The 23,219-nt window shown below is 32.5% G+C and carries 19 protein-coding genes and 1 pseudogene; 17 read left to right on the top strand and 3 right to left on the bottom strand.

Annotated elements, in window-relative coordinates; genetic code table 11:
- Positions 1-5 precede the first annotated feature (5 nt).
- The 12 genes and pseudogenes from V6C74_RS06835 (at position 6) to V6C74_RS06890 (ending at position 14,699) form a co-directional block, all read left to right on the top strand.
- Positions 6-1,694 carry an extracellular solute-binding protein gene (locus V6C74_RS06835; protein ID WP_016898159.1) on the top strand — a complete coding sequence of 563 codons (1,689 nt, stop codon included), beginning with the start codon at positions 6-8 and terminating at the stop codon, positions 1,692-1,694.
- Positions 1,695-1,709: 15 nt separating this feature from the next.
- A complete protein-coding gene (locus V6C74_RS06840; RefSeq protein WP_002453244.1) occupies positions 1,710-2,606 on the top strand; it encodes a carbohydrate ABC transporter permease in 897 nt (298 codons plus the stop codon).
- A gap of 14 nt (positions 2,607-2,620) precedes the next feature.
- Positions 2,621-3,475: a metallophosphoesterase family protein gene (locus V6C74_RS06845; RefSeq protein WP_002453243.1), complete on the top strand. Its 855-nt coding sequence runs from the start codon at positions 2,621-2,623 to the stop codon at positions 3,473-3,475.
- Positions 3,462-4,787 carry an MATE family efflux transporter gene (locus V6C74_RS06850; protein WP_002453242.1) on the top strand — a complete coding sequence of 442 codons (1,326 nt, stop codon included), beginning with the start codon at positions 3,462-3,464 and terminating at the stop codon, positions 4,785-4,787. Before V6C74_RS06845 ends, V6C74_RS06850 begins: the two co-directional genes overlap by 14 nt.
- Positions 4,788-4,793: 6 nt before the next feature.
- Positions 4,794-5,561 carry a DeoR/GlpR family DNA-binding transcription regulator gene (locus tag V6C74_RS06855; RefSeq protein ID WP_002433585.1) on the top strand — a complete coding sequence of 256 codons (768 nt, stop codon included), beginning with the start codon at positions 4,794-4,796 and terminating at the stop codon, positions 5,559-5,561.
- Between the two features lie 208 nt (positions 5,562-5,769).
- Positions 5,770-5,875 (top strand): annotated as a pseudogene (locus tag V6C74_RS06860) (hypothetical protein); the annotation flags it as partial.
- A gap of 235 nt (positions 5,876-6,110) precedes the next feature.
- The gene (locus tag V6C74_RS06865; protein ID WP_002433827.1) at positions 6,111-6,770 is read left to right on the top strand and encodes a response regulator transcription factor; all 660 of its coding nucleotides are present in this window, start codon (positions 6,111-6,113) and stop codon (positions 6,768-6,770) included.
- A complete protein-coding gene (locus V6C74_RS06870) occupies positions 6,767-8,131 on the top strand; it encodes a HAMP domain-containing histidine kinase (protein ID WP_002453239.1) in 1,365 nt (454 codons plus the stop codon). The genes V6C74_RS06865 and V6C74_RS06870 overlap by 4 nt, the downstream gene beginning before the upstream one ends.
- A 234-nt stretch (positions 8,132-8,365) precedes the next feature.
- Positions 8,366-11,170, top strand: a complete 2,805-nt coding sequence (locus V6C74_RS06875) for a 2-oxoglutarate dehydrogenase E1 component (RefSeq protein ID WP_002453237.1) — start codon at positions 8,366-8,368, stop codon at positions 11,168-11,170.
- A 17-nt stretch (positions 11,171-11,187) separates the two neighbouring features.
- On the top strand, positions 11,188-12,453 hold the full coding sequence (gene sucB / locus V6C74_RS06880; protein ID WP_002453236.1) for a dihydrolipoyllysine-residue succinyltransferase: 1,266 nt from the start codon (positions 11,188-11,190) through the stop codon (positions 12,451-12,453).
- A 204-nt stretch (positions 12,454-12,657) separates the two neighbouring features.
- A complete protein-coding gene (locus V6C74_RS06885; protein WP_229716918.1) occupies positions 12,658-13,857 on the top strand; it encodes a Fic family protein in 1,200 nt (399 codons plus the stop codon).
- Between the two features lie 149 nt (positions 13,858-14,006).
- Positions 14,007-14,699, top strand: a complete 693-nt coding sequence (locus V6C74_RS06890; protein WP_103175544.1) for an ATP-binding cassette domain-containing protein — start codon at positions 14,007-14,009, stop codon at positions 14,697-14,699.
- A gap of 872 nt (positions 14,700-15,571) precedes the next feature.
- Here the strand turns inward: V6C74_RS06890 and V6C74_RS06895 are convergent.
- A complete protein-coding gene (locus V6C74_RS06895) occupies positions 15,572-15,745 on the bottom strand; it encodes a hypothetical protein (RefSeq protein ID WP_016898156.1) in 174 nt (57 codons plus the stop codon).
- A gap of 199 nt (positions 15,746-15,944) precedes the next feature.
- Between V6C74_RS06895 and V6C74_RS06900 the strand changes: the two genes are divergently transcribed.
- The 5 genes from V6C74_RS06900 to brnQ all read left to right on the top strand — a co-directional run bounded on the left by V6C74_RS06900 (position 15,945) and on the right by brnQ (position 21,341).
- Positions 15,945-16,754, top strand: a complete 810-nt coding sequence (locus tag V6C74_RS06900) for a lactoylglutathione lyase (protein WP_016898155.1) — start codon at positions 15,945-15,947, stop codon at positions 16,752-16,754.
- A gap of 28 nt (positions 16,755-16,782) precedes the next feature.
- The gene (locus V6C74_RS06905; protein ID WP_002453229.1) at positions 16,783-16,986 is read left to right on the top strand and encodes a DUF6501 family protein; all 204 of its coding nucleotides are present in this window, start codon (positions 16,783-16,785) and stop codon (positions 16,984-16,986) included.
- Positions 16,987-17,097: 111 nt separating this feature from the next.
- The gene (locus tag V6C74_RS06910) at positions 17,098-17,889 is read left to right on the top strand and encodes a MoxR family ATPase (protein WP_002453228.1); all 792 of its coding nucleotides are present in this window, start codon (positions 17,098-17,100) and stop codon (positions 17,887-17,889) included.
- A gap of 12 nt (positions 17,890-17,901) precedes the next feature.
- Positions 17,902-19,791 carry a nitric oxide reductase activation protein NorD gene (locus V6C74_RS06915; RefSeq protein WP_016898154.1) on the top strand — a complete coding sequence of 630 codons (1,890 nt, stop codon included), beginning with the start codon at positions 17,902-17,904 and terminating at the stop codon, positions 19,789-19,791.
- Between the two features lie 194 nt (positions 19,792-19,985).
- Complete coding sequence (brnQ, locus tag V6C74_RS06920) at positions 19,986-21,341, top strand: branched-chain amino acid transport system II carrier protein (protein ID WP_002453225.1); 1,356 nt, start codon at positions 19,986-19,988, stop codon at positions 21,339-21,341.
- A 79-nt stretch (positions 21,342-21,420) separates the two neighbouring features.
- Here the strand turns inward: brnQ and V6C74_RS06925 are convergent, their stop codons facing one another.
- Entirely contained in the window at positions 21,421-22,554 is a 1,134-nt protein-coding gene (locus V6C74_RS06925; RefSeq protein WP_002453224.1) for a toxic anion resistance protein, read from the bottom strand.
- Positions 22,555-22,576: 22 nt separating this feature from the next.
- Positions 22,577-23,203, bottom strand: coding sequence for a 5-bromo-4-chloroindolyl phosphate hydrolysis family protein (locus V6C74_RS06930; protein ID WP_002453223.1), 627 nt, complete (start codon positions 23,201-23,203; stop codon positions 22,577-22,579).
- Between the last annotated feature and the right edge of the window lie 16 nt (positions 23,204-23,219).

Below are 23,219 nucleotides of genomic sequence, written 5' to 3' on the forward strand. Positions count from 1 at the left end.
TGTACATGTTTAGAAAATCAATACTCATCTTACTTATTGCGGTAATGATACTCACATCGGCGTGTGGCAAAGATAAATCACAAGATGAAGCAAAGAGAAAAGCAGATGCCAAAGGGAAGCCAGATACATGGATTGCTGATAGAAAATTAAAAGGTTTAGTCTTCCAAAGTGATAATGATGCCTCTCCGAAGATGAATAAAGAGGTTGCTAAAGAACTAAAGAAAAAAACCGGAATCACTTTAGAATTACAGACAGTTTCAAATGAAGATTCGACTGAAGCACTAACATCAGGTCTCGCTTCTGGTGATTTACCTGACTTCATCGTTTATTACTTAGACGATAGTGGTCGCCCTGAAATGAAAGTTCTAAATAAAGCAGCTAAACAAGGTCGACTCACTGATCTTACAAAGATGCTTAAAAACACAAAAATCTATAGTAAATATTTTAAGAAAGGCTACCTTCCTAAAGATACGAAAGATAATATTATGTTCAACAAAGAAATGGACGGCACTTACCTTGTACACATGGGTATCAATCGTCATCCAGGTCAAGAAGAACGTCGCACAGTAGGAGGTCCCTATGTTCGTAAAGATATTATGGATAAACTTCATATAAAGCCTTCATCAATTAAAACTTCCAAAGATGTAGAAAAGCTAGCACAAAAAATGAAGGATCATCACTTTAAAGATGATAATGGTAGAGAAATTACACCAATTGGTCCTACAGCTTGGGGAGGCGACGATCGCACTAAATTCTACAACGACCTCGTATGGACTGGACAGTCAGATGAGAAATTTTTAAACAAAGGGAAAAAGATTGTTCACGAATCTCAAACTGATTATCCACTTAAAAGAGTGAGATATGTCAAAGAATTAATGCAAAAAGGACTCATGACGAAAGAATTTTACACAATGGAAGAGAACAAAGCGAAAGAAGGACTTGTTAATGGTTCATGGGGCATAGTTTCAGATTTACATAATTACGTCACTGAAAATCAAAACATGAAATATGTACCCCTTGGCCCACTTAATACAGTCAAAGGTAAATTTAGAGTTGAGAAACCTTATAAATCTGGTGCAAACGGATGGGCTGTTTCAAGTACGACTGAACATCCAGAGGATGTAGTTAAACTTGCTGATTTCTTAGCTAGTCGTGAAGGTAAATTATTAGGACAATATGGCATTAAAGGTCGTGATTACACATTAGATAAAAAAGGCAACCCACACGTCAAACCAGAAGTATTAAAAGAAGTCAAAAACGACCCTGACAAAGCGAAAAAACGTGGTTTCAGAGGCGCAGGTTCATACTGGGCTGATCATCTTGGTTATACAGATATAGATAATAAAGCTGACTTTGGTGAAATCGAATACGGCGATAATACTAAAACAAGCAAAACCACACCTGAAAAGATTGCTGATATGTGGCATTATGACGAACGCCAAAAGCACGCAAAAATTGTTAATGGTCTAACAGTAAAATCTTTCTTATCTAAATATGAGTATGGTGAAGATTTAGAGGTAGCACTTGATGATTATAGCGACGCAATTAAACGCGCTTATTATTCAAGAACTGACAAAGAAGCCAAGCAAATAATCGATAGTGCGAAACAACGCTTGAACGGAGCTGGTTTAAATCAGTTTGAACGTTATGTAGAAAATCAAAGAGATAAAAAAGGAACGCAAATTATTTACTAAGAGGTGTATTAGACAATGAAAATATCCCAAGACAAAAGTGCTATTGTCATTCGCATCATTTCATTAATTATCATAATAGGTTTAGTTATTACTATTATATTACCACTAATCAATATCTTTGCCTTAGCATTTAATTCCGGTGTAGATGCGCAAAAAGGTGGTATAACATTCTTTCCTCGTAAGTTTTCGCTAGATAATTTTAAAGAAATATTTAAACAAGGAACATTATTGAATGCATTGTTTATTAGTGTAGCTAAAACTGTCATAGGTACAATCTTAAGCGTGATATTAACCGCCATGGCAGCGTATGTCTTAACAATAAAAACACTGCCATTCCGAAGAATCATTTCATTCTTCTTAGTATTTACGATGTTATTTAGTGCTGGAGTAGTTCCACTATACATTTTATTAAATCAATTACATTTAACAGACACTTTCTGGGTCTATATTTTACCTTCACTCTATAGTGTTTATAACATTTTAATCATGCGTACATTTTTTAATCAGTTACCAACAAGTGTTATCGAAGCTGCGAGGGTAGATGGTTGTAATGACTTTCAAATCTTTTGGAAAATAGTCCTTCCAATGAGTAAACCGGTAGTCGCATCAATTACTTTATTTAATGCTGTGAGTCAATGGAACGACTGGTTTACAGGCGCATTCTTCGTACGCAACCCAAATTTAAAACCTTTAGCAACAGTATTACAGGATATGCTCACTAAGCAAGCCGCAATTGCTGAAGCACTTAAACAGAAATCAGGTTCTTATGCAATATTGGATAAAGTAACAATTACTGGTGATTCTATGCAAATGGCAATGATAGTGTTGTTAACAATTCCAGTACTATTCTTGTTCCCATTTGTTCAAAAACATTTTGTAAAAGGAATCAATATAGGTTCAACTAAGGAGTAAAGGAGATTTAAAAAATGACGAAAATCCTACAATTAAGTGATTTACACATTGGCCCACATAATGACGCCAAAGATCAAAAAACATATGATTTGATTCAACATATGATGAAACATTATCGTCCCGATATCACTGTATTAACTGGTGATCAAATATGGTCTGAAGGAGTCATTGATTCTGGACGAGTTTATAAAGAACTTATCGAATATTTAAATCAATTTGATACTCAAATTGCAACAACATTTGGTAATCATGACACTGAAGGACATCTTAAACGGGGCGATTTACGCGCCATTGAAGAACAATATTCTAAAAATTTTGTCCAAAAACATCATAGTTTAATTATTGATGATAAAGAAGCTTATACTATTGAAGTAAGCTCTCAAGATACACTTACACACGTTCTTTATGTTATTGACGGAGGGGATTATAACCCATTTGGCATAGGTGATTACGACTTTATCAGACCTGAGCACGTTAACTGGCTTAAAGAGACTTATGAAGCGTATCAGTCACAATACAAACGTAGCTTTCAACATAATTTACTATTTACACACATTCCTCTACAGGAATATCGAGAAGTAGAGAATATCAAGGAATTTCATGGCATATTTAATGAGCCTATTGCTTGCTCTAAAATTAATTCTGGATTATTTAGTCAAATGCTATTAAATGGAGATATGGAAGGGATGTTCTGTGGTCACGATCATGATAATGATTTCACTATTAACTTATATGGAATTCGTCTAAGTTTTGGTCGCGTCGGCGGCTATAACACTTATGGTGACTTACAACGTGGTGCACGATTAATAGAATTACAACCTCATGAAATATTTAAATCGAAAGTATTAGAATTTGATGATCGTTACTAAAGGCGCATTTAGATCCTTATATGTACCTATACTTATTGAACAACTGTTCATACTTCTCATGGGGCAAGCTGACACATTAATGCTCAACAGTTATAGTACGAATGCAGTTGCAGCATCCGGAATGACGAGTCAAATATTAATGCTCATTACGTTTCTTATTACAATCATTCACGTGGGAACTAATATTCGTATTGTTCATTTAAAAGCACACCAAACATCAATGATTACAAAAGAAATTTTTCACAATCTTCTTTTCAATATCATCGTTTCGATTGTATTTACATTAGTCGTAGGTATGGTGTTTTCACCGTTATTACAACTTTTTCAAGTACCTAAGGACATATTTAATCTAACTTATCAATTTGGTTTAGTTATATTGAGTGTCTTAACTTTGACCTCAACTCAAATGTATATAGGAACCGTACTTCGTGTTATGAATTATGCTGCGATTGCTACACGCATCACAGTAATTAGTAATTTGACTAATATCATTCTAAATGCTTTCGTACTTTTTATAATTCCAGATTTGGTAGGTAATCCTGTATTAGCAGTTGCTTATGCTACAGCCATTAGCCGTCTGCTTGGTTGTCTCTTAGCATTCATAGCACTTTTAAAAATTTACAGACCGAAACTGCATTACTTTAAAATTAATTTTAAAATACTTTATCAAGTTTCAACATTAGGTATACCTAGTGCTGGCGAGCAAATTTCATATAACTTTGCACAAACATTTACGACAGCATTTATAGCAATGTTAGGAACACAAGTTATTGCAGCTAAATCTGTTGCAACTGTGTTAAGTGGTTTATCTTTCAGTTGTGCGATGGCATTTAGCGCTGCATGCCAAATTTATTTAGGCCATTTTATAGCTAGACATCGCTATAGTGTACTAAAGAAAACTGTGTTAAGAAGTATATGGTTTAATGTGATTCAATCCTTAATTATCATGGTATGCGTTTTAGTAGGTTTCGTCGCTGTCGGTAGATGGCTTACACATGATGTTCAAACATACCATTTAATTATCTACTATCTAGTTATTCTTATAGGATTGGAACCGATTCGTGCAATTAATAATTTAATCGTAGATTTATTAAATGTAGCTGGGGATGTGCGTTTTCCTGTTACAGTCAATATCATAACTACTTGGTTGTTACTGTTGCCTGGAAGCTTTCTATTAGGCATTCATTTAGGGTTTGGTTACACCGGTATTATTCTAGTGAGTATTGCAGATGAAGCGCTGCGATTCATCATCATGTATTTCAGATGGCGAAATGATAAATGGCGCGCACGCATGAAGCAGATAGGAGTATAGATAACAATGTACAAGAGAAAAGAACGATTAAACCTTATACGTAAACGTGTTGATCAGTACGGTGAGGTTGCTGTTAAAGATTTAGCATTATTTTTACAAGTCACACCTGAAACCGTGAGAAAAGACTTAGAAACATTAGAATATGACAAACTTATTACTCGCACGCACGGTGGGGCAGTTAAATATAATCATATTAACAAGGAGAAATCATACGCGAATAAATGGCAGAAACAATCAAATGTGAAAGAAAGAATAGCTAAAAAAGCAGCTTCACAAATTCAATCTGGAGAAATCGTGGTTATAGATGGTGGGACGACAACAGGTCGAATTCCTCAGTATTTAAATGATATTATACAAACTACTATAATCACTAATTCCCTAAAGATTGCAAATGAGTTGAATCGTGCAATAGAGGAACAACGTATTCAAGGCGAAATTATTATGCTCGCAGGTAAGACAAATACTGAGCAAGATGTAGTGAAGGGGCATTTAACAAACGAGTTATTACAACGTTTCAAATTTGATAAAGCCTTTATTTCATGTGGTTCATTTGATAAGAACGATTGTTATGAATTTGATTTAGAGGAAGCACACGTCAGTCAAATTATGATTCAACAAAGTCAATTAAGTTATTTATTAGCAGATAGTAGTAAACGAGATGCTCGTGCATCGTATCGTATTAGTGAATTTAGTGAGATTGATTATATGATTTCTGATTACGCTAAGCCACAGGATATGGAGCATTTTAATCATAAATCATGGTTACAAATTTAAAATATTAGTTAAGCTTATCGCTAAAGCGATAATATTTTTTGTAACACTTGAGGCTTTGCTCAAGTATAAGTGCCACTAGCAACCAGTTACATTGGTTGCAGTGGCACTAAAAAGCAGTAAACCTCAAGTGTCAAAGGTTTACTGCTTTATTGAAACGTTGTTTCTCAACGTTAGTCTTTTACGGGCATATAAAAGGGGATAATTGAAAATGACCAATCCAATAAGAACGAAATATATGTGGGGGGAATGTTCTATTCGGTATTGATAATCATTTTCAACTAGTATTATACATGATTGAGAATCATTGTCAATTATAAATATAAACTTTTTCTATAAATTCCCTATAAATGTATAAAACCCTTGTCATAACAATGTTGAAAAGCTATCATTTTCAGCCATAACCTCATTATAATGTTTCATCAATTACAATTGATATGTGGTAAAATGAATCAAGTAAATATAGATTAATTATTAACAATTCATAACAATTAGGGATTACATCTTTTTCATTCATACTGGATTAGTTAAGATGTAGCATGAGGTGCAAATATGACAAATATTTTAATCGTAGAAGATGAGCAGAATCTTGCTCGATTTATTGAACTTGAACTTAAACATGAAGATTACAACGTTGATATAGAATATGACGGACGCACGGGTTTAGATAAAGCACTTAATAAATCATATGATCTTATTATATTGGATTTAATGTTACCTAATATTAATGGCTTAGAAATTTGTAGACAAATTCGCCAAGAACAATCAACACCTATCATCATTATTACTGCTAAAGGTGAAACATATGATAAAGTAGCCGGATTAGATTATGGTGCAGATGATTACATCGTCAAACCATTCGATATTGAAGAGTTGCTCGCTCGTATAAGAGCTATTTTACGTAGACAACCTCAGAAAAATGTCATCGATATTAACGGCATTATTATTGATAAAGATGCCTTCAAGGTGACTGTAGATGGTACTCAACTAGAACTGACGAAGACGGAGTACGATTTGTTATATGTTTTAGCTGAAAATAGAAATCACGTGATGCAGCGTGAGCAAATTTTAGACCACGTATGGGGATTTAACAGCGAAGTAGAAACAAATGTTGTTGATGTTTACATTCGATATTTACGCAATAAATTAAAGCCTTTTAATAAGGAGAAATCTATCGAAACTGTACGTGGCGTAGGATACGTGATTAGATGATCAAACGTCGTAAATTAAAATATAAATGGATGATTATAACGACACTCATTACGTTTACCACTATATTACTATTTTGCTTAATTATTATCTTTTTCTTAAAAGATACTCTTAGAAATAGCGAACTTGATGAAGCTGAAAGAAGTTCTACTGATATTGCGAATTTATTTCATTCTAAATCTTTGGCTCAAATATCAGCACTTGATATAAATGCTTCATTAGAAAACTTTCAAGAAGTCATTATATATGATGAAAAAGGGAAGAAGTTAATTCAAACATCAAATGACAATATCGTTAATTACAATAAGAAATTTGATATGAACCATCCAGAACGTATAAACATCTATAATAGTCATGGCATTAATTACTTAGTAATCACTGAACCCATTCATTCGAAAGATTTTAATGGATACAGTGTACTAGTACATTCTCTACAAAATTATGACAATCTTGTACGTTCACTATATATAGTAGCTTTAGCATTCGGTTTAATCGCTACTGTGATAACTGCTGGAATTAGTTATATCTTTTCATCTCAAATCACAAAACCCATTGTGACTATGTCGAACAAGATGAATCAAATTAGGCGCGATGGTTTCCAAAAGAAACTAGAATTAACAACTAATTACGAAGAGACAGATAATCTTATCGTTACATTTAACGACATGATGTACCAAATTGAAGAATCATTTAATCAGCAACGACAATTTGTTGAAGACGCTTCTCACGAATTAAGAACACCTTTACAAATCATTCAAGGTCATCTCAACTTAATTCAGAGGTGGGGGAAGAAAGACCCAGAAATTCTTGAAGAATCTCTAGATATTTCTATAGAGGAAGTCAATCGAATCACTAAACTTGTCGAAGAATTACTCTTATTGACTAAAGATAGTGTGAATAGTCATGTTCTTGAAGCTGAAAATGTAGACATTAACAATGAGATTCAATCACGCGTGAAGTCATTAAGACATCTACATCCTGATTACCAATTTGAAACGCACTTGTCCAATAAGCCAATACAAATGAAAATGAATAGACATCAATTTGAACAATTACTACTTATTTTCCTAGATAATGCAATGAAGTATGATACTGATAATAAATATATAATGATCAATACCTCGCTAAAGAACAAAGTCATCAGTATCGAAATTACAGACCACGGCATGGGTATTCCTAAACAAGATTTAGATTTCATTTTCGATAGATTTTACAGAGTTGATAAATCTCGTGCCCGTAGTCAGGGTGGAAATGGTTTAGGTTTATCAATCGCTGAGAAAATTGTGCAATTAAATGATGGTACGATCCAGGTAGAAAGTGAAGTTCAAAAATTTACGACATTTAAGATTAATTTCCCTTTGTAAAATAAGGTTAGAATCGTATGAATTTAAAAGAAATTAGAGAATTTAGATTGCTAAAAATTGGTATAAAATACAACTTCAAATACGCAACTCAATGCAATTTTCAAAATAACGCAGAACCGATCTATATTTGGTTCTGCTTTTTGTATATTAATAGGTAAATGCACTTTAACAAAATTTGAAATAATGCTATTATTATCTTGTAAGCGTTTCAACATTTTTGTGGAGGGTGTAAAAATGACTAAGGACAAAAAAGAAGTTACAGAGGCACCTGTAAACTTCGGTGCAAATCTCGGTTTAATGCTAGATTTGTATGATGATTACCTACAAGATCCATCATCAGTTCCAGAAGATTTACAAGTCTTATTTAGTACAATTAAAACAGGTGAAGCTCATGTCGAGGCTAAACCGGCCACTGGAGGAAGTGGTTCACAAGTGGGAGATAGCACTATTAAACGTGTAATGCGCTTAATTGATAACATTCGACAATACGGACATTTAAAAGCAGGCATATATCCAGTTAATCCTCCAGAGCGTAAACATGTCCCTAAATTAGGAATTGAAGATTTTGATTTAGATCAACAAACTTTGGAACAAATATCAGCTGGTATTGTATCAGAACACTTTGAAGATATTTATGACAATGCCTATGAAGCGATTGTTCGTATGGAAAAACGCTATAAAGGACCAATTGCTTTTGAGTACACTCACATTAATAACAACAAAGAGCGAGTTTGGTTGAAAAGACGTATCGAAACGCCTTATAAAGCGAATTTAAACAATAATCAGAAAAAAGAACTTTTCAAAAAATTAGCACATGTTGAAGGATTTGAAAAATACTTACACAAAAACTTTGTAGGTGCAAAACGTTTCTCAATTGAAGGGGTAGACACGTTAGTACCAATGCTTCAGCATACAATTACTTTAGCGGGTAACGAGGGAATTAAAAATATACAAATCGGTATGGCTCACCGTGGTCGTTTAAACGTATTAACTCACGTACTTGAGAAACCATACGAAATGATGATTTCAGAATTTATGCATACAGATCCGATGAAATTCTTACCAGAAGACGGTAGCTTAGAACTTACTTCAGGTTGGACTGGAGACGTAAAATATCACTTAGGTGGCGTGAAGACAACAGATTCTTATGGCACTGAACAACGTATTTCTTTAGCTAACAACCCAAGTCACTTGGAAATTGTTGCTCCAGTTGTTGAAGGTAGAACACGTGCTGCACAAGATGAAACGCATCAAGCAGGTTCTCCTTCAACTGATTTCCATAAAGCCATGCCAATTATCATTCATGGTGATGCTGCTTACCCAGGACAAGGTATTAACTTTGAAACAATGAACTTAGGTAGCTTAAAAGGGTATACTACTGGTGGTTCATTACACATTATTACTAATAATAGAATTGGCTTCACTACTGAACCTACTGACGGCCGTTCAACAACATATTCTACTGACGTTGCAAAAGGGTACGATGTTCCAATCTTGCACGTTAATGCAGATGATGTTGAAGCAACAATTGAAGCGATTGATATCGCGATGGAATTCCGTAAAGAGTTCCATAAAGACGTTGTTATCGATTTAGTTGGTTATCGTCGTTATGGTCATAATGAAATGGATGAGCCTTCAATTACAAACCCAGTTCCTTACCATAATATTCGTAAACATGAATCAGTTGAATTACTTTATGGTAAAAAGTTAGTTGAAGACGGCATCATTTCTGAAGACGAAATGAATGACGTTATTGATAGTGTTCAAAAAGAAATGCGTGCAGCGCATGATAAAATTGATAAGTCTGATAAGATGGATAATCCAAACATGGAAAAACCTGAGTCACTTCAATTGCCATTGCAAAGTGATGACAAAGACTTCTCATTTGATCACTTAAAAGAAATTAATGACGCTATGCTAACTTATCCTGAAGATTTCCACGTTCTTAAAAAATTGAACAAAGTACTTGAAAAACGTAGAGAACCATTTGAAAAAGAAGGCGGCTTAGTTGATTGGGCTCAAGCAGAACAACTTGCCTTTGCAACTATTTTACAAGATGGCACTTCAATTCGTTTAACTGGTCAAGATAGTGAACGTGGTACTTTCAGTCATAGACACGCTGTGCTGCATGATGAAGAGAATGGCGACACATACACTCCATTACATCATGTCCCAAATCAGCAAGCGACGTTTGATATTCACAACTCACCGCTTTCAGAAGCAGCAGTTGTTGGGTTCGAATATGGCTATAATGTTGAAAATAAAAATAGCTTTAACATTTGGGAAGCACAATACGGCGACTTCTCTAACATGGCACAAATGATTTTTGATAACTTCTTATCTAGTTCTCGTGCCAAATGGGGAGAACGTTCAGGCTTAACATTATTCTTACCTCATTCATATGAAGGTCAAGGTGCTGAACACTCTTCAGCTCGTTTAGAGAGATTCTTACAACTTGCAGCTGAAAATAATAGCACAGTAGTGAACTTATCTAGCTCAAGTAACTACTTCCACTTATTACGTGCTCAAGCAGCAAGTCTTGATTCTCAAGAAATGAGACCATTAATCGTCATGTCACCGAAAAGTTTATTACGTAATAAAACTGTTGCTAAACCTATCGATGAATTTACTTCTGGTGGTTTCAAACCTATTATCACCGAAGAACATGATGCAGAAAAAGTTAAGAAAGTGATTTTAGCTTCAGGTAAAATGTTTATAGACTTAAAAGAACATTTAGAGAAAAATCCAGACGAATCTACTTTAATTGTTGCAGTTGAGAGATTATATCCATTCCCTGAAGAAGAAATTCAAGAAGTACTTGAATCATTACCAAATCTTGAAGAAGTATCATGGGTTCAAGAAGAGCCTAAAAACCAAGGTGCATGGTTATTCGTTTATCCTTATCTTAGAGCACTTGTTGCTGATAGATATGACCTTAGCTATCATGGTAGAATACAAAGGGCAGCACCTGCTGAAGGTGATGGAAAAATTCATAAACTTGTTCAAAACAGAATTATTGAAAGTAGCATTAATAATTAACTAGGGGGAAATAAAGTATGCCAGAGGTAAAAGTTCCAGAATTAGCTGAATCAATCACAGAAGGTACCATTGCAGAATGGTTAAAAAACGTTGGAGATAGCGTCGATAAAGGTGACGCTATCTTAGAATTAGAAACAGATAAAGTTAACGTTGAAGTAGTTTCAGAGGAAGCAGGCGTACTATCTGAACAATTAGCTGAAGAAGGAGATACAGTTGAAGTAGGTCAAGCTGTAGCCGTAGTTGGTGAAGGCAGTGGCAACGCATCAAGTGGTTCTTCAAATGAAACTCCACAAAAAGAAGAATCTAAAGATGCTAGTGAATCTCAAGATAAATCACAATCATCTTCAGATAATAAACAAGACGATCAAGATAGCAGTAATCAACGTGTAAATGCTACACCTTCTGCTCGTCGTCATGCACGCGAAAACGGTGTTAATTTAAGCGAAGTTTCTGGTAAAGGAAATGACGTTTTAAGAAAAGACGACGTTGATAACAGTCAAAAACAAGCTAGCCAACCATCTCAAAGCGAAAGCAAATCACAAGATAGTGGCTCTAAAAAATCTAACGATAATCCGTCTAAGCCAGTAATACGTGAGAAAATGTCTCGTCGTAAGAAAACTGCTGCTAAAAAATTATTAGAAGTGTCAAACCAAACAGCAATGTTAACCACATTCAATGAAGTTGACATGACTAATGTTATGGAATTGCGTAAACGCAAAAAAGAACAATTTATGAAGGATCATGACGGTACTAAACTTGGTTTCATGTCATTCTTCACTAAAGCAGCAGTCGCAGCGCTTAAGAAATATCCAGAAGTTAACGCTGAAATTGACGGCGAAGATATGATTACAAAACAATTCTATGATATCGGTATTGCCGTATCTACTGATGATGGTTTATTAGTACCATTCGTTAGAGATTGTGATAAGAAAAACTTTGCTGAAATTGAACAAGAAATTGCGAACTTAGCAGTTAAAGCACGTGATAAAAAATTAGGCCTAGACGATATGGTTAATGGTTCATTTACTATCACTAATGGTGGAATCTTCGGTTCAATGATGAGTACACCAATTATCAACGGTAGCCAAGCTGCTATCTTAGGTATGCACTCAATCATTACTCGACCAATTGCAATTGACAAAGATACTATTGAAAATCGTCCAATGATGTACTTAGCGTTAAGCTATGACCACAGAATCATTGATGGTAAAGAAGCAGTTGGATTCTTAAAAACAATCAAAGAATTAATTGAAAATCCAGAAGATTTACTACTAGAATCATAATTCTGAACTTAATACAATCTATTAATACTCATACAACGGTGTTTGACACCGTTGTATTTTTTTAGCTATTTTATATTTCATTTCGATTTTTACTTATACATAGAATAATTTTTCCGTATTTTATGATATAGTTATTGTACTAGACTTATTTAAGTGATAAAATTTACCAAAAATATAACTTAAGAGGCGATCATTTTGGAGTTAATGTATAAATATTTTTATAAGTTTCCCAAAGATTATGAAAATGAATATCAGAAAAGATTAGAATCCCCAACTGCGGAAGTTTTAGACTTTAAAATTAAGCCCTATAAACATAATGAATACTTCAATTTATATTATGTTCCTACATCAGAAATATTAAATTTAGTTTATTCGATTGAAAAAAATAACTCGAATTTAATGAAATTAACGAACAACTTACCGAATGTAGCTACTGAGTCACTACACCAAGATATTATTGTGAATGAATTGTATTCCACTAATCAAATAGAAGGTATTAAAAGTAATAAACAAGAAATCGTGCGAAGTGTGAGAGAATTAAAAGAAAATCCTAAGAAAGACATACGATTTAAAAGTATGTTAAATTCTTATTTTGGTATATTACATGGTAAAAATAACCTTCCCGAAGTACCAAAAGATATTAAAACTATTTATGAGATGATTGCAGAAGAAGAGGTCAATCCTGAAGACGAACCCGATGGCGAGTTATTTAGAAATAATTCAGTGAGTGTTGTTACCTCTACAAATAAAGTTATTCATGAAGGTATTACTCCGCATAGTAAAATTGTAAATCACATGCAATCATTATTAAATTTCTTAAATATGCCTAATAGAATCATTCCTATTATAAAAATTGCTATATCACATTATTATTTTGGTTATATTCATCCGTTTTACGATGGAAATGGACGTACATCACGCTTTATGAATAGTTTGTACTTAAGCAAAGAATATGATGAGTTAACAGCAATTTCACTATCAAGCATGATAGAAAATAATAAAAAAACATACTATGATATGTTTGACAAAACAAATAGTGTAATAAATAAAGGCGAACTCAATTACTTTATTAACAACTTTTTAAGCTTTATAAAAGAGGGGCAAGAAAATTTAATTGAAGATTTAGAAATTAAAAAAACTCAATTAGACTACGCTAACAAAAAAATTAATGGAGACTCTAAACTAACAACTTTATCTGAAAAACATAAAATTATAATGTTCATTCTTGCTCAAATTCAATATTTTTCTTCAGAAGATTATATAACTGTACAAGAGCTTTCAAAATATTTAAATACTACGAGTCAAACAACAAGAAAGTTATTAAATGATTTAATTTTTGCAAATATTGTTGAAAAAATAGGGGAACGTCCTGTAATGTATAAAACCATTGAGGGATATTTCTAATTAAATTGCATACTTTGTTTTGGTTGTACAACGTCGTTAAACGTCGTTGTATTTTTCACTTGAATATAACTCAAGTATGATTTAGTTTATTATGTTTAATGCTAAGATATATAGAAATAAAGATAAGTCACAATTATTGGGAGTTTAATATGTCTTATAACATAATAGAAGGGCATCATATAACTAAGAAGATAAATAATCATATGATTATCCATAATATTAGTTTCAATATTCCTAAGAATTCAATAACTTTAATCGAGGGACATAATGGTTCTGGAAAAAGTATCTCGTTAAAAATAATTTCTGGATTAATTAATCATTATGAAGGATCATTATTCATTTCGGGAAGTGTCAGTTATGCAATAGATGTTTTTCCTGGAAACTTAAATTTAACTATCAGGGAATATTTGAGATTCTTATCAAAATTTAACTCATATAAACAGTCAAGAAAGCAAGTTCATTATTTTATCGAACATTTAAATCTTACTCCATTTTTAAATCGTAAATTAAAAGACTGTTCTAAAGGTACTAAGCAGAAAGTAAATATTATACAATGCCTCACTAAAAGTGCAGACTTATATATATTAGATGAACCATTTTCTGGATTAGATCAAGAGACAACAGATTTTCTATTAAAATATTTAGCTAAGTTAAAATTATCTGCTACTGTTATCATGACTTCTCATGAATTTCATCATCACAACCATATCATCACTCATACGTTGAATATTGAGACCGGTAAATTTCGTAATCTCAAAGTAGAAAATAATCTTTCTAATACTGCTGCTAAAGTTATAGTCATTAACTATGACTCAAATATTACTAAACGCTTAACTAATTAGAAAAATATCACAAACATCTATACTGAAAACAATAAGGTGTATATAAAAACGCATCAGCAACATTTAAATGAATTGCTAATGCAATTAATTACTCATCAGTGCGAGATCATTGAAATTAAGGATGTGAACCACTTTTGATTGCTTATATACAATATCAGTTTAAAAATTACTTGCGCTCATACCAATTTATACCTCCAATGATGATTTTTGTAATTTGGATTATTCTTCAATATTTATATAATGAACAACCTATATTATCTAGCTATGCATTTAGCTGTTTAGGATTATTTATCATTACATGTTGGTTAACATTAAATATATTAAATTTAGAGTCATTAAATGAAAAATACTTATTATTTATATAACTAGAATCTAAACTCAAATATCTCATAGCTAAATGGTTATTTATACTTTTAATTAATTGTGTATTAATTGTATTTTCAATAATATATCCGTTACTATTAGGTAGTTTCAAAAATCACATTTCTTTTAAACAGGGTGTATTAGCCATACTTTTGCATCTTATTGTATGTATGATGTGTATTTTAATTTCTACTTTAATTAAAAATCTTAATGTAATTTCTAAAAAATACATGTGGTTGCTTATTAGTCTAATTGGAGTCGTAAGTTTATTACGTCCGATTTTAATACAATCATATCCATTTATTAAATATATTTTATGGCTCATACCACCAATAGGTGATTTAATAAAGTTGTATGATTCTGACAACCCCAATTATGATGTGCTTTTATTACTAACTTTATGGACGTTAATATACATTATCATTTTATTCATACTCAATCTCATCATCTTTTCTAAATTAGATCAAAAACAAACGTCCTAACCAAATAGGTTAGGACGCTATTATTAATTATCGAGCTAGGAATATGATTTCAATAATTGCAAGAATGACACAAACAATAAATGCAATTGTGAAATATTTAAAACTAGACTTCTGCTTATTATTTAAATTAGTAAATATTTGTATACCTGAATAAACAGCTATTAAAACTGTAATCGCAAATATTATCCACAAATTAGACATATGTACGCCTCCTTATACATGTCTTTTATTATATTTTAATATATACAAATATTTTATCCAATGCGAAATGATAACTTTCAAATTAATGACAACACTGAATCATAAATTAACTCAAATAGAATGAGGGTTCATCATATTCATTCACATTAAAATACGTTATAATAAGGATTGTAAAGACAAAAACTAGGGGTGTCAGTTTATGAGCGGACTTAGAAGTGTCACTATAGGAACAAGTGACCTGTCTAAAACGAAAGAACTTTTTGGAAATATTCTAGGATTACAATATTCCGATAAAAATGAAAATGCTTTAAGATTTGGAGATGCTAACTTAAGTCCAGGTACTCGCATTCACTTTGTTGAAATTCCTAATAAGGACTATAGCAATCAACATATTGATAGCATAGGACTACGTACACCATCTGATTTAGGGCTAGATGAATATCAAAACATACTTTCAAATCATAATATTAATTATAGCTCATTTACTGAACTCAATGGCAATAAACATTTTAGTTTTGAAGATGATAATCATCAAACTTATGATATCTACTCCAATGAACACAATACTGGAGTCGGGCTAGGTATGCCATCTTTTGATAGTTCTGTAAATCCTCTTCACCAAATTCAAGGTTTAGGACCAGTTATTCTTAAAGTCAATGAATTATCAATCACTACATCAATTTTAACGAGAGTATTTGGATTAGATTTATTTGCTGAATATCTACCAAGTAAAGATGCTAATGAAAATATCCAAGTTTTCAAAATTGGAGAAGGTGGCTTAGGCGGAGAATTACACCTATACCAAGCACATGAGGAAATACAACTTTCAGAGTATGGACCAGTTGAACAAGTTGAATTTTCTACACATCACCGAAATGAATTTGTTCAAGCCAAAGAACAATTAGATAAAATAGGAATACCGTATCAAACATTGGAACAAGAGGAATCTGAATCGTTAAGAATCACCGAAAGTAGTGGTATTTCATTTATTTTCACCCTTGAAAAGTAAATCATTTTAAATAGAGGAAGGTTATACAATGTTACATGAAACTTGGAAAGAACGTACACCTATTAAAAAGGTAGAAGTTACGAATACAGATGCGAAGAAATTTACAGTTGCTGATATGCTGACTGTAGGCAAACAATATGATGTTGTTAATGAAACCGAAGAGTATTATCAAATCGTTGATAATTCTGGTTTAGTAGGTGGCTATTATAAAGATTACTTCAAAGAAGTTTAAGTTTTATTACGTAAAGTAACAGTACGTGTATTTAATTATTAATAAGACTAAGACAGGTCAATAATGACTTAATTGTCTTAGTCTCTTTTTATACATAAAGGACGGGAAATTATGACTAAATCAATTTATAAAAATTCTGATGAATCAGTATTTAAAGATGCGAAAGTTCTATTTGAATTAAATAAGAATATTTTACTTAAGGGGCCTACAGGTTCAGGAAAAACAAAACTTGCTGAAACGTTAAGCGATGAAGTTAGACGTCCAATGCATCAGGTTAACTGTTCTGTCGATTTAGATACTGAAAGTTTGCTTGGATTCAAGACAATTCAAACTAACGAAGAGGGGCAACAAGAAATTGTCTTCATTGATGGGCCTGTAATTAAAGCTATGAAACAAGGACACATTTTATATATCGATGAAATTAATATGGCTAAACCAGAAACGCTTCCGATTCTTAATGGTGTCTTAGACTATCGCCGTCAAATTACTAATCCATATACAGGTGAGGTCATTAAAGCTGCACCTGGCTTCAATGTGATAGCCGCAATTAATGAAGGTTACGTAGGCACATTACCAATGAATGAGGCACTTAAAAACCGTTTTATCGTTATAGAAGTAGATTATATAGATGGACATATTTTAAAGACTGTTATAAAAGAACAAAGTCGATTACAGGATGACAAAGTAATTGAACAAATCATTAAATTTAATGAGGACTTAAGAACAATGACTAAACAAGGACAAATTTCTGAGGAAGCTGCTAGTATTCGTGCCCTCATAGATTTAAGTGATTTAGCTACAGTGATTCCAATCGAACGTGCAATTAAAAGAACAATTATCGATAAATTAGAAGATGAGCGTGAACAACAAGCAATTATTAATGCGATTGAGTTAAATTTTTAAAGAGGGATACTTATGAGTGATCGTTTTATAAAATTCAACGATGAACAGTTAGATGCTAAGCAGGTAATGATGTTACAAGACTTAGCTCGTCTATTATTAAAAGATGAACAAACACAAGTGAAAATACAAAAGTTTCCTTTTTACAATCCTTTCAGCAATACCCTAATCACAAGTTGGTTCTGGTCACACCGTCCGCATCATATTGAGCAAGCCGGCTTAAAAACTGATGTTTTACTCGCTGCATATGGATATCAACATATGGATATAGACATTGTTAATCATGTTTTACATAATGATGATTTTCATCATACTAAATTTTTCCATCAATTATTTAAGTTACTTGAAGATGTACGTATTCTCGAACTTATTCGAAAAGAACGTCCTAGTACTGCTAAGTATATAGATCTACGCTTGGATACTCGGTTAGCTTTTACTGATTCACAAATCAATGTTTATAAAACTAAAACTGTATTCACAGATTTGCTATTTCTCAATTTAGAACGTGCTTTTCTTAGTCAAAACTTCTATGACGTACCATCAATTCATCCGACATTTGATGATGTACTAGTGAATATGTATCAGTATTTGCCAAATATTTTCCAAAACAAAACCTCAGAAGATAACATGTATCTGGCTGAACGTATAATGTATCAGGTAGATGATTTGCTTAAAGAAGATATGTTAAATGAATATTATTATTTACCTCTAAAACTGTATGAAGACATTCAAGCAACCGCCTTTGAGGACTTGAAAAGAACTGACGCGAGTAATACAGATGGTAACGATAAACATCAATCTGAAGAAGATGTTGAAACAGCTGAAGCAGAAACTAAAACAGCGGATAGCGAAACTAAAGGTGGCGCTTACTTAGAGATGGAACTTCACGAGGGAGAAAACAGCGAAGTGATAGCTGATAATGATACTGCTCGTGAAGGGGATTCCACAGACGATATGACAGATATGATGACTAAGAAAGGCAAGGGCTCTCAGAACACTTTAGACCATGATGAAGGTGGTTTCATAGGTCAGAATCAAGCATTTGCACTAGAAGGAATTAATAAAAATGTAAAAGTTGAATGGAAGGTTCCAAACATCCAACCGCAACATATTTTAGACTATCAACATTCTAAAAATGATGTTCAATTTGAAATCAAGGATCTTATTCAAATCATTAAAAAGACAATCAATAGAGAGCATCAAGATGAACGTCATAATCTAACTAAAGGGCGTCTTCAAAAAGATTTAATCAATTGGTTTATCGATGATCAATATAAATTATTTTATAAAAAGCAGGATTTAAGTAAAACATTTGATGCAACGTTCACATTGTTAGTTGATGCGTCTGCAAGCATGCACGATAAAATGGATGAGACCATTAAGGGCGTTGTCCTATTCCATGAAACATTGAAATCGTTAAACATTAAACACGAAATTTTAGCTTTTAATGAGGATGCATTCGAAGCAGATGATCGTGAGCAGCCAAATATTATAGATGAAATTATCAATTATAATTATTCAATTTTTGAAAAAGAAGGCCCACGTATCATGTCTTTAGAACCTCAAGATGATAATCGTGATGGTGTAGCTATTCGGATAGCTAGTGAAAGACTACTACAACGTAGTCATCAACAATGTTTTTTAATTGTATTTTCGGATGGAGAACCATCTGCATTTAACTATAGCCAAGATGGTATTATAGATACGTATGAAGCCGTAGAAACTGCTCGTAAATTTGGTATTGAAGTCTTTAATGTATTTCTGAGTCAAGAAGCTATTACTGAAGATATTGAACAAACGATTCATAATATTTATGGACAATTCTCAATATTTGTAGAAGGCGTTGAACACTTACCAAACCTATTATCTCCATTATTGAAGAAACTTTTACTTAAATCATTTTAATAATCACACTAATTAAACATCAAAATTAATTGTATGTATTTAATAGTTGATAAATGACATTCAACCTTATCTTTTAAATAATTACCAATTAAATTTGTATAAGTTTTTAAATTTTCTGAAATTATATAGACTTATAATTCCTGATTATGATAGAATGTTTAATGTTGCATTATTAGATAAAAAGGAGCAGCATTATGAATAAAAACACTTGGATTATAGGTTTTACTTTGTTCGCTATGTTTTTTGGCGCAGGGAACCTTATTTTTCCAACGAATCTAGGCCTTGATAGTGGACATTTCCTTTGGCCAGCTATACTCGCATTCGCACTAACTGGTATTGGTTTACCATTACTAGGTGTCGTTGTTGGGGCACTAGATCATCAAGGATATATCGGTGCTTTTAATAAAATTTCACCAAAATTCTCTTTAATCTTTTTAATTGTTATCTATTTAACAATAGGACCTTTGTTCGCGATTCCGCGTACAGCTTCGACTTCATTTGAAATGACTGTCACGCCAATCGCTAACACTAATGGGAATATAGCATTATTAATTTTCACTATTATTTACTTCTTAATTGTGCTTTATTTATGTCTTAATCCTAATAAAATGATAGATCGCATTGGTTCATTGTTAACTCCATTGTTATTAATAACTATATTAGCTATGATTATAAAAGGATTTATAGACTTTGGAAGTAATGCTCCCGGAGAAGGTAATACAAAATTATTCCATTCAAGTTTTTCCGGTTTTTCACAAGGGTTTACTCAAGGTTATTTAACAATGGATGCAATCGCTGCAATTGCATTTTCAATGATTGTTGTTAACGCTATTAAAGCTACCGGAATTAAACATTCTGATAAAATATTTAAGCAAACAGTGATAGCAGGACTTATTGCTGCTACAGCTTTAATCTTTATATATATTTCATTAGGATTTATTGGAAATCATATGCATATTACTTCAGGAAAGATGAAAGAACTCACTGCTAATGATCAAAATATTGGTACATACTTACTAACTACTATGGCTGCGAAGGGATTTGGTACCTTCGGTAAATATCTATTAGGAATTATCGTTGCATTAGCTTGTATCACTACAGCTTGTGGTCTTATTGTTTCAGTAAGCCAATATTTCCACAGAGTTTTTCCTAAAATTTCTTATAAAGTTTATGTAATATTATTTACATTAATAAGCTTTATCATAGCCAATCAAGGATTAAATTCAGTTATATCTATGTCAGTACCTGTATTAAGTATTGTATATCCAATAGCTATAACAGTTGTTTTACTAATATTAGTGGCTCGATTTATACCGACGAAACCAATTGCGCAACAAATTCCATTGATTATTGTTGCAATAGAATCTATATTAAGTCTTATTACTACTCAAGGATGGTTTAAAATTTCATTTATAGACCATTTACCACTTAAACAACATTCACTTGAATGGTTTCCAATCGCGGTAATTGCAACCATCTTGGGTTATATTATTTCATATTTCGTTAAACAAGATTTTATAGTTTATCAAAAAGAAGATAATAACAACTAAAACTTAAATATGTATAAAGGCACTCGTACTATAAGTGATTTTAACCATCACTAAAGAATACGAGTGCCTTTTTCAATTATTATTCTTTTCTCATTGACAATAGATGTTGCTTCAAGTCGTTTTCTAAGCCATTAAGCTCTTTTTCAGCTGCTTGTCGCTTTTGACGACCATCTTGTTGGATTTGTAATGTCTGTTCAATTGTTTCTATAATGTCATTTTGAGTTGTTTTCAGAGTCTCAATATCAACGATGCCACGCTCATTTTCAGTGGCAGTTTCAATAGCGTTTTGCTTTAACATTGAAGCATTTTGAGTGAGTAAATCATTTGTAGTATCTGTTACGGCACGCTGAGCTGAAACTGCATTACGTTGTCTCATTAAGGTTAAGGCAATTGCCATTTGATTTTTCCATAAAGGGATACTTGTGAGAATTGAACTTTGAATTTTTTCAGCTAATGCTTGATTCACGTTTTGAATCATACGAATTTGTGGAGCTGTTTGAATAGCAATTTGTCTAGACAATTGTAAGTCATAAATACGTTTATCTAAACGATCTACAAATTGTTCCATATCCGCCACAGCTTGAATATCCATTTGATTTCCTGAGTTATGAGCTTTCTCTTGTAGTTCAGGTATTGTTTCAGATTGAATCTGTTGTTTCTTACGTTGTGCAGCAGCAATATATAAAGTTACATCGTCAAAGTATTTTTTATTTTGATCATATAAACCGTCTAATAATTCAACATCTTTAGTTAGATTCCCTTTATGTTTGTCTAGTTGAATCGTAATACGATCAATTTGAGAGCTTACTGATTGCATTCTTGAAAAGACTTCATTAATTGAAGCTTTTGTTCTTCTAAATATACGTTTAAGTTTAGATTGTTTATTTGGATCTAAATCATTAGGATTAACTGACTTTAATTTGCCCATTAATTGATTTAATGAATCTCCAACAGGCCCCATATCTTTAGATTGAACTTCATCTAGCATTTGATGTGAAAATTGAGACATACTTTGTTGTAAGTTAGTACCAAACTGTAATAAGCCATCATGGTCTAAAGGCTTTATTTGTTGACTAATTGTTTCTATTTTTTTCTTGTCCTCATCACTAAATTGAGGATTGAAGTCTTGAGCTACTGTAGGATTAGTATTTGTATTATCATCAATATATTGATCGAGTGGATGTGATTGATTGCTATTAATTTCATGCGTCATCTCATTCATCTCTCCATTTCTCTTATACATCTTTGCGGCGTTCTTGTTCTAATTTGTTTAATTCCATTTCAACATCTAATCGTTCATAATCTTCTTCATTTAATCTTTTTAAATCAGCAATTAGTGTACGTTTAACTTCATCTAGAGTAATACGCGTCTGTTCAAGCTTTTGTTTTTCTTCTTTTGATTTACGTGGCATCCTTGAAAGGCGAGTATAAGAATCTACTAGATTCAGAGCATTATCAAGATGAGAATAGAAGAAACCCTCTACTTTGAAAAACATACCCGGACGTTGTTTGATACTTGTATATATAGAACGTGATATACGGTAAATATCATTAACTTGTCTAAAATCTTTTATAGATCTGATGTTCATAAATGATTTTAAAATAGTTCTAATTTTTAATTGAGCTTGATTAAGCTGAGTTCTAACATATCTATAATCTCTACGTGACAATCCGATTTCATTAAGATATTTGCGTGAAGTAAGCCTTTGAGTAGGGAAGTACGATAATAGAAAACCACCTGCACCAACGATAGCATAAATCAGGAATGATAAATCCCATGCGAAAACAGTAACCATCCAAACAATAAATGCTACTGGTATGCCTACTAACACTCCAAATAAACGTGAAATGTTATATCTCAAATGTCATCTTCCTTTA

It is taken from the genome of Staphylococcus capitis subsp. capitis (assembly GCF_040739495.1).
Lineage (GTDB): Bacteria > Bacillota > Bacilli > Staphylococcales > Staphylococcaceae > Staphylococcus > Staphylococcus capitis.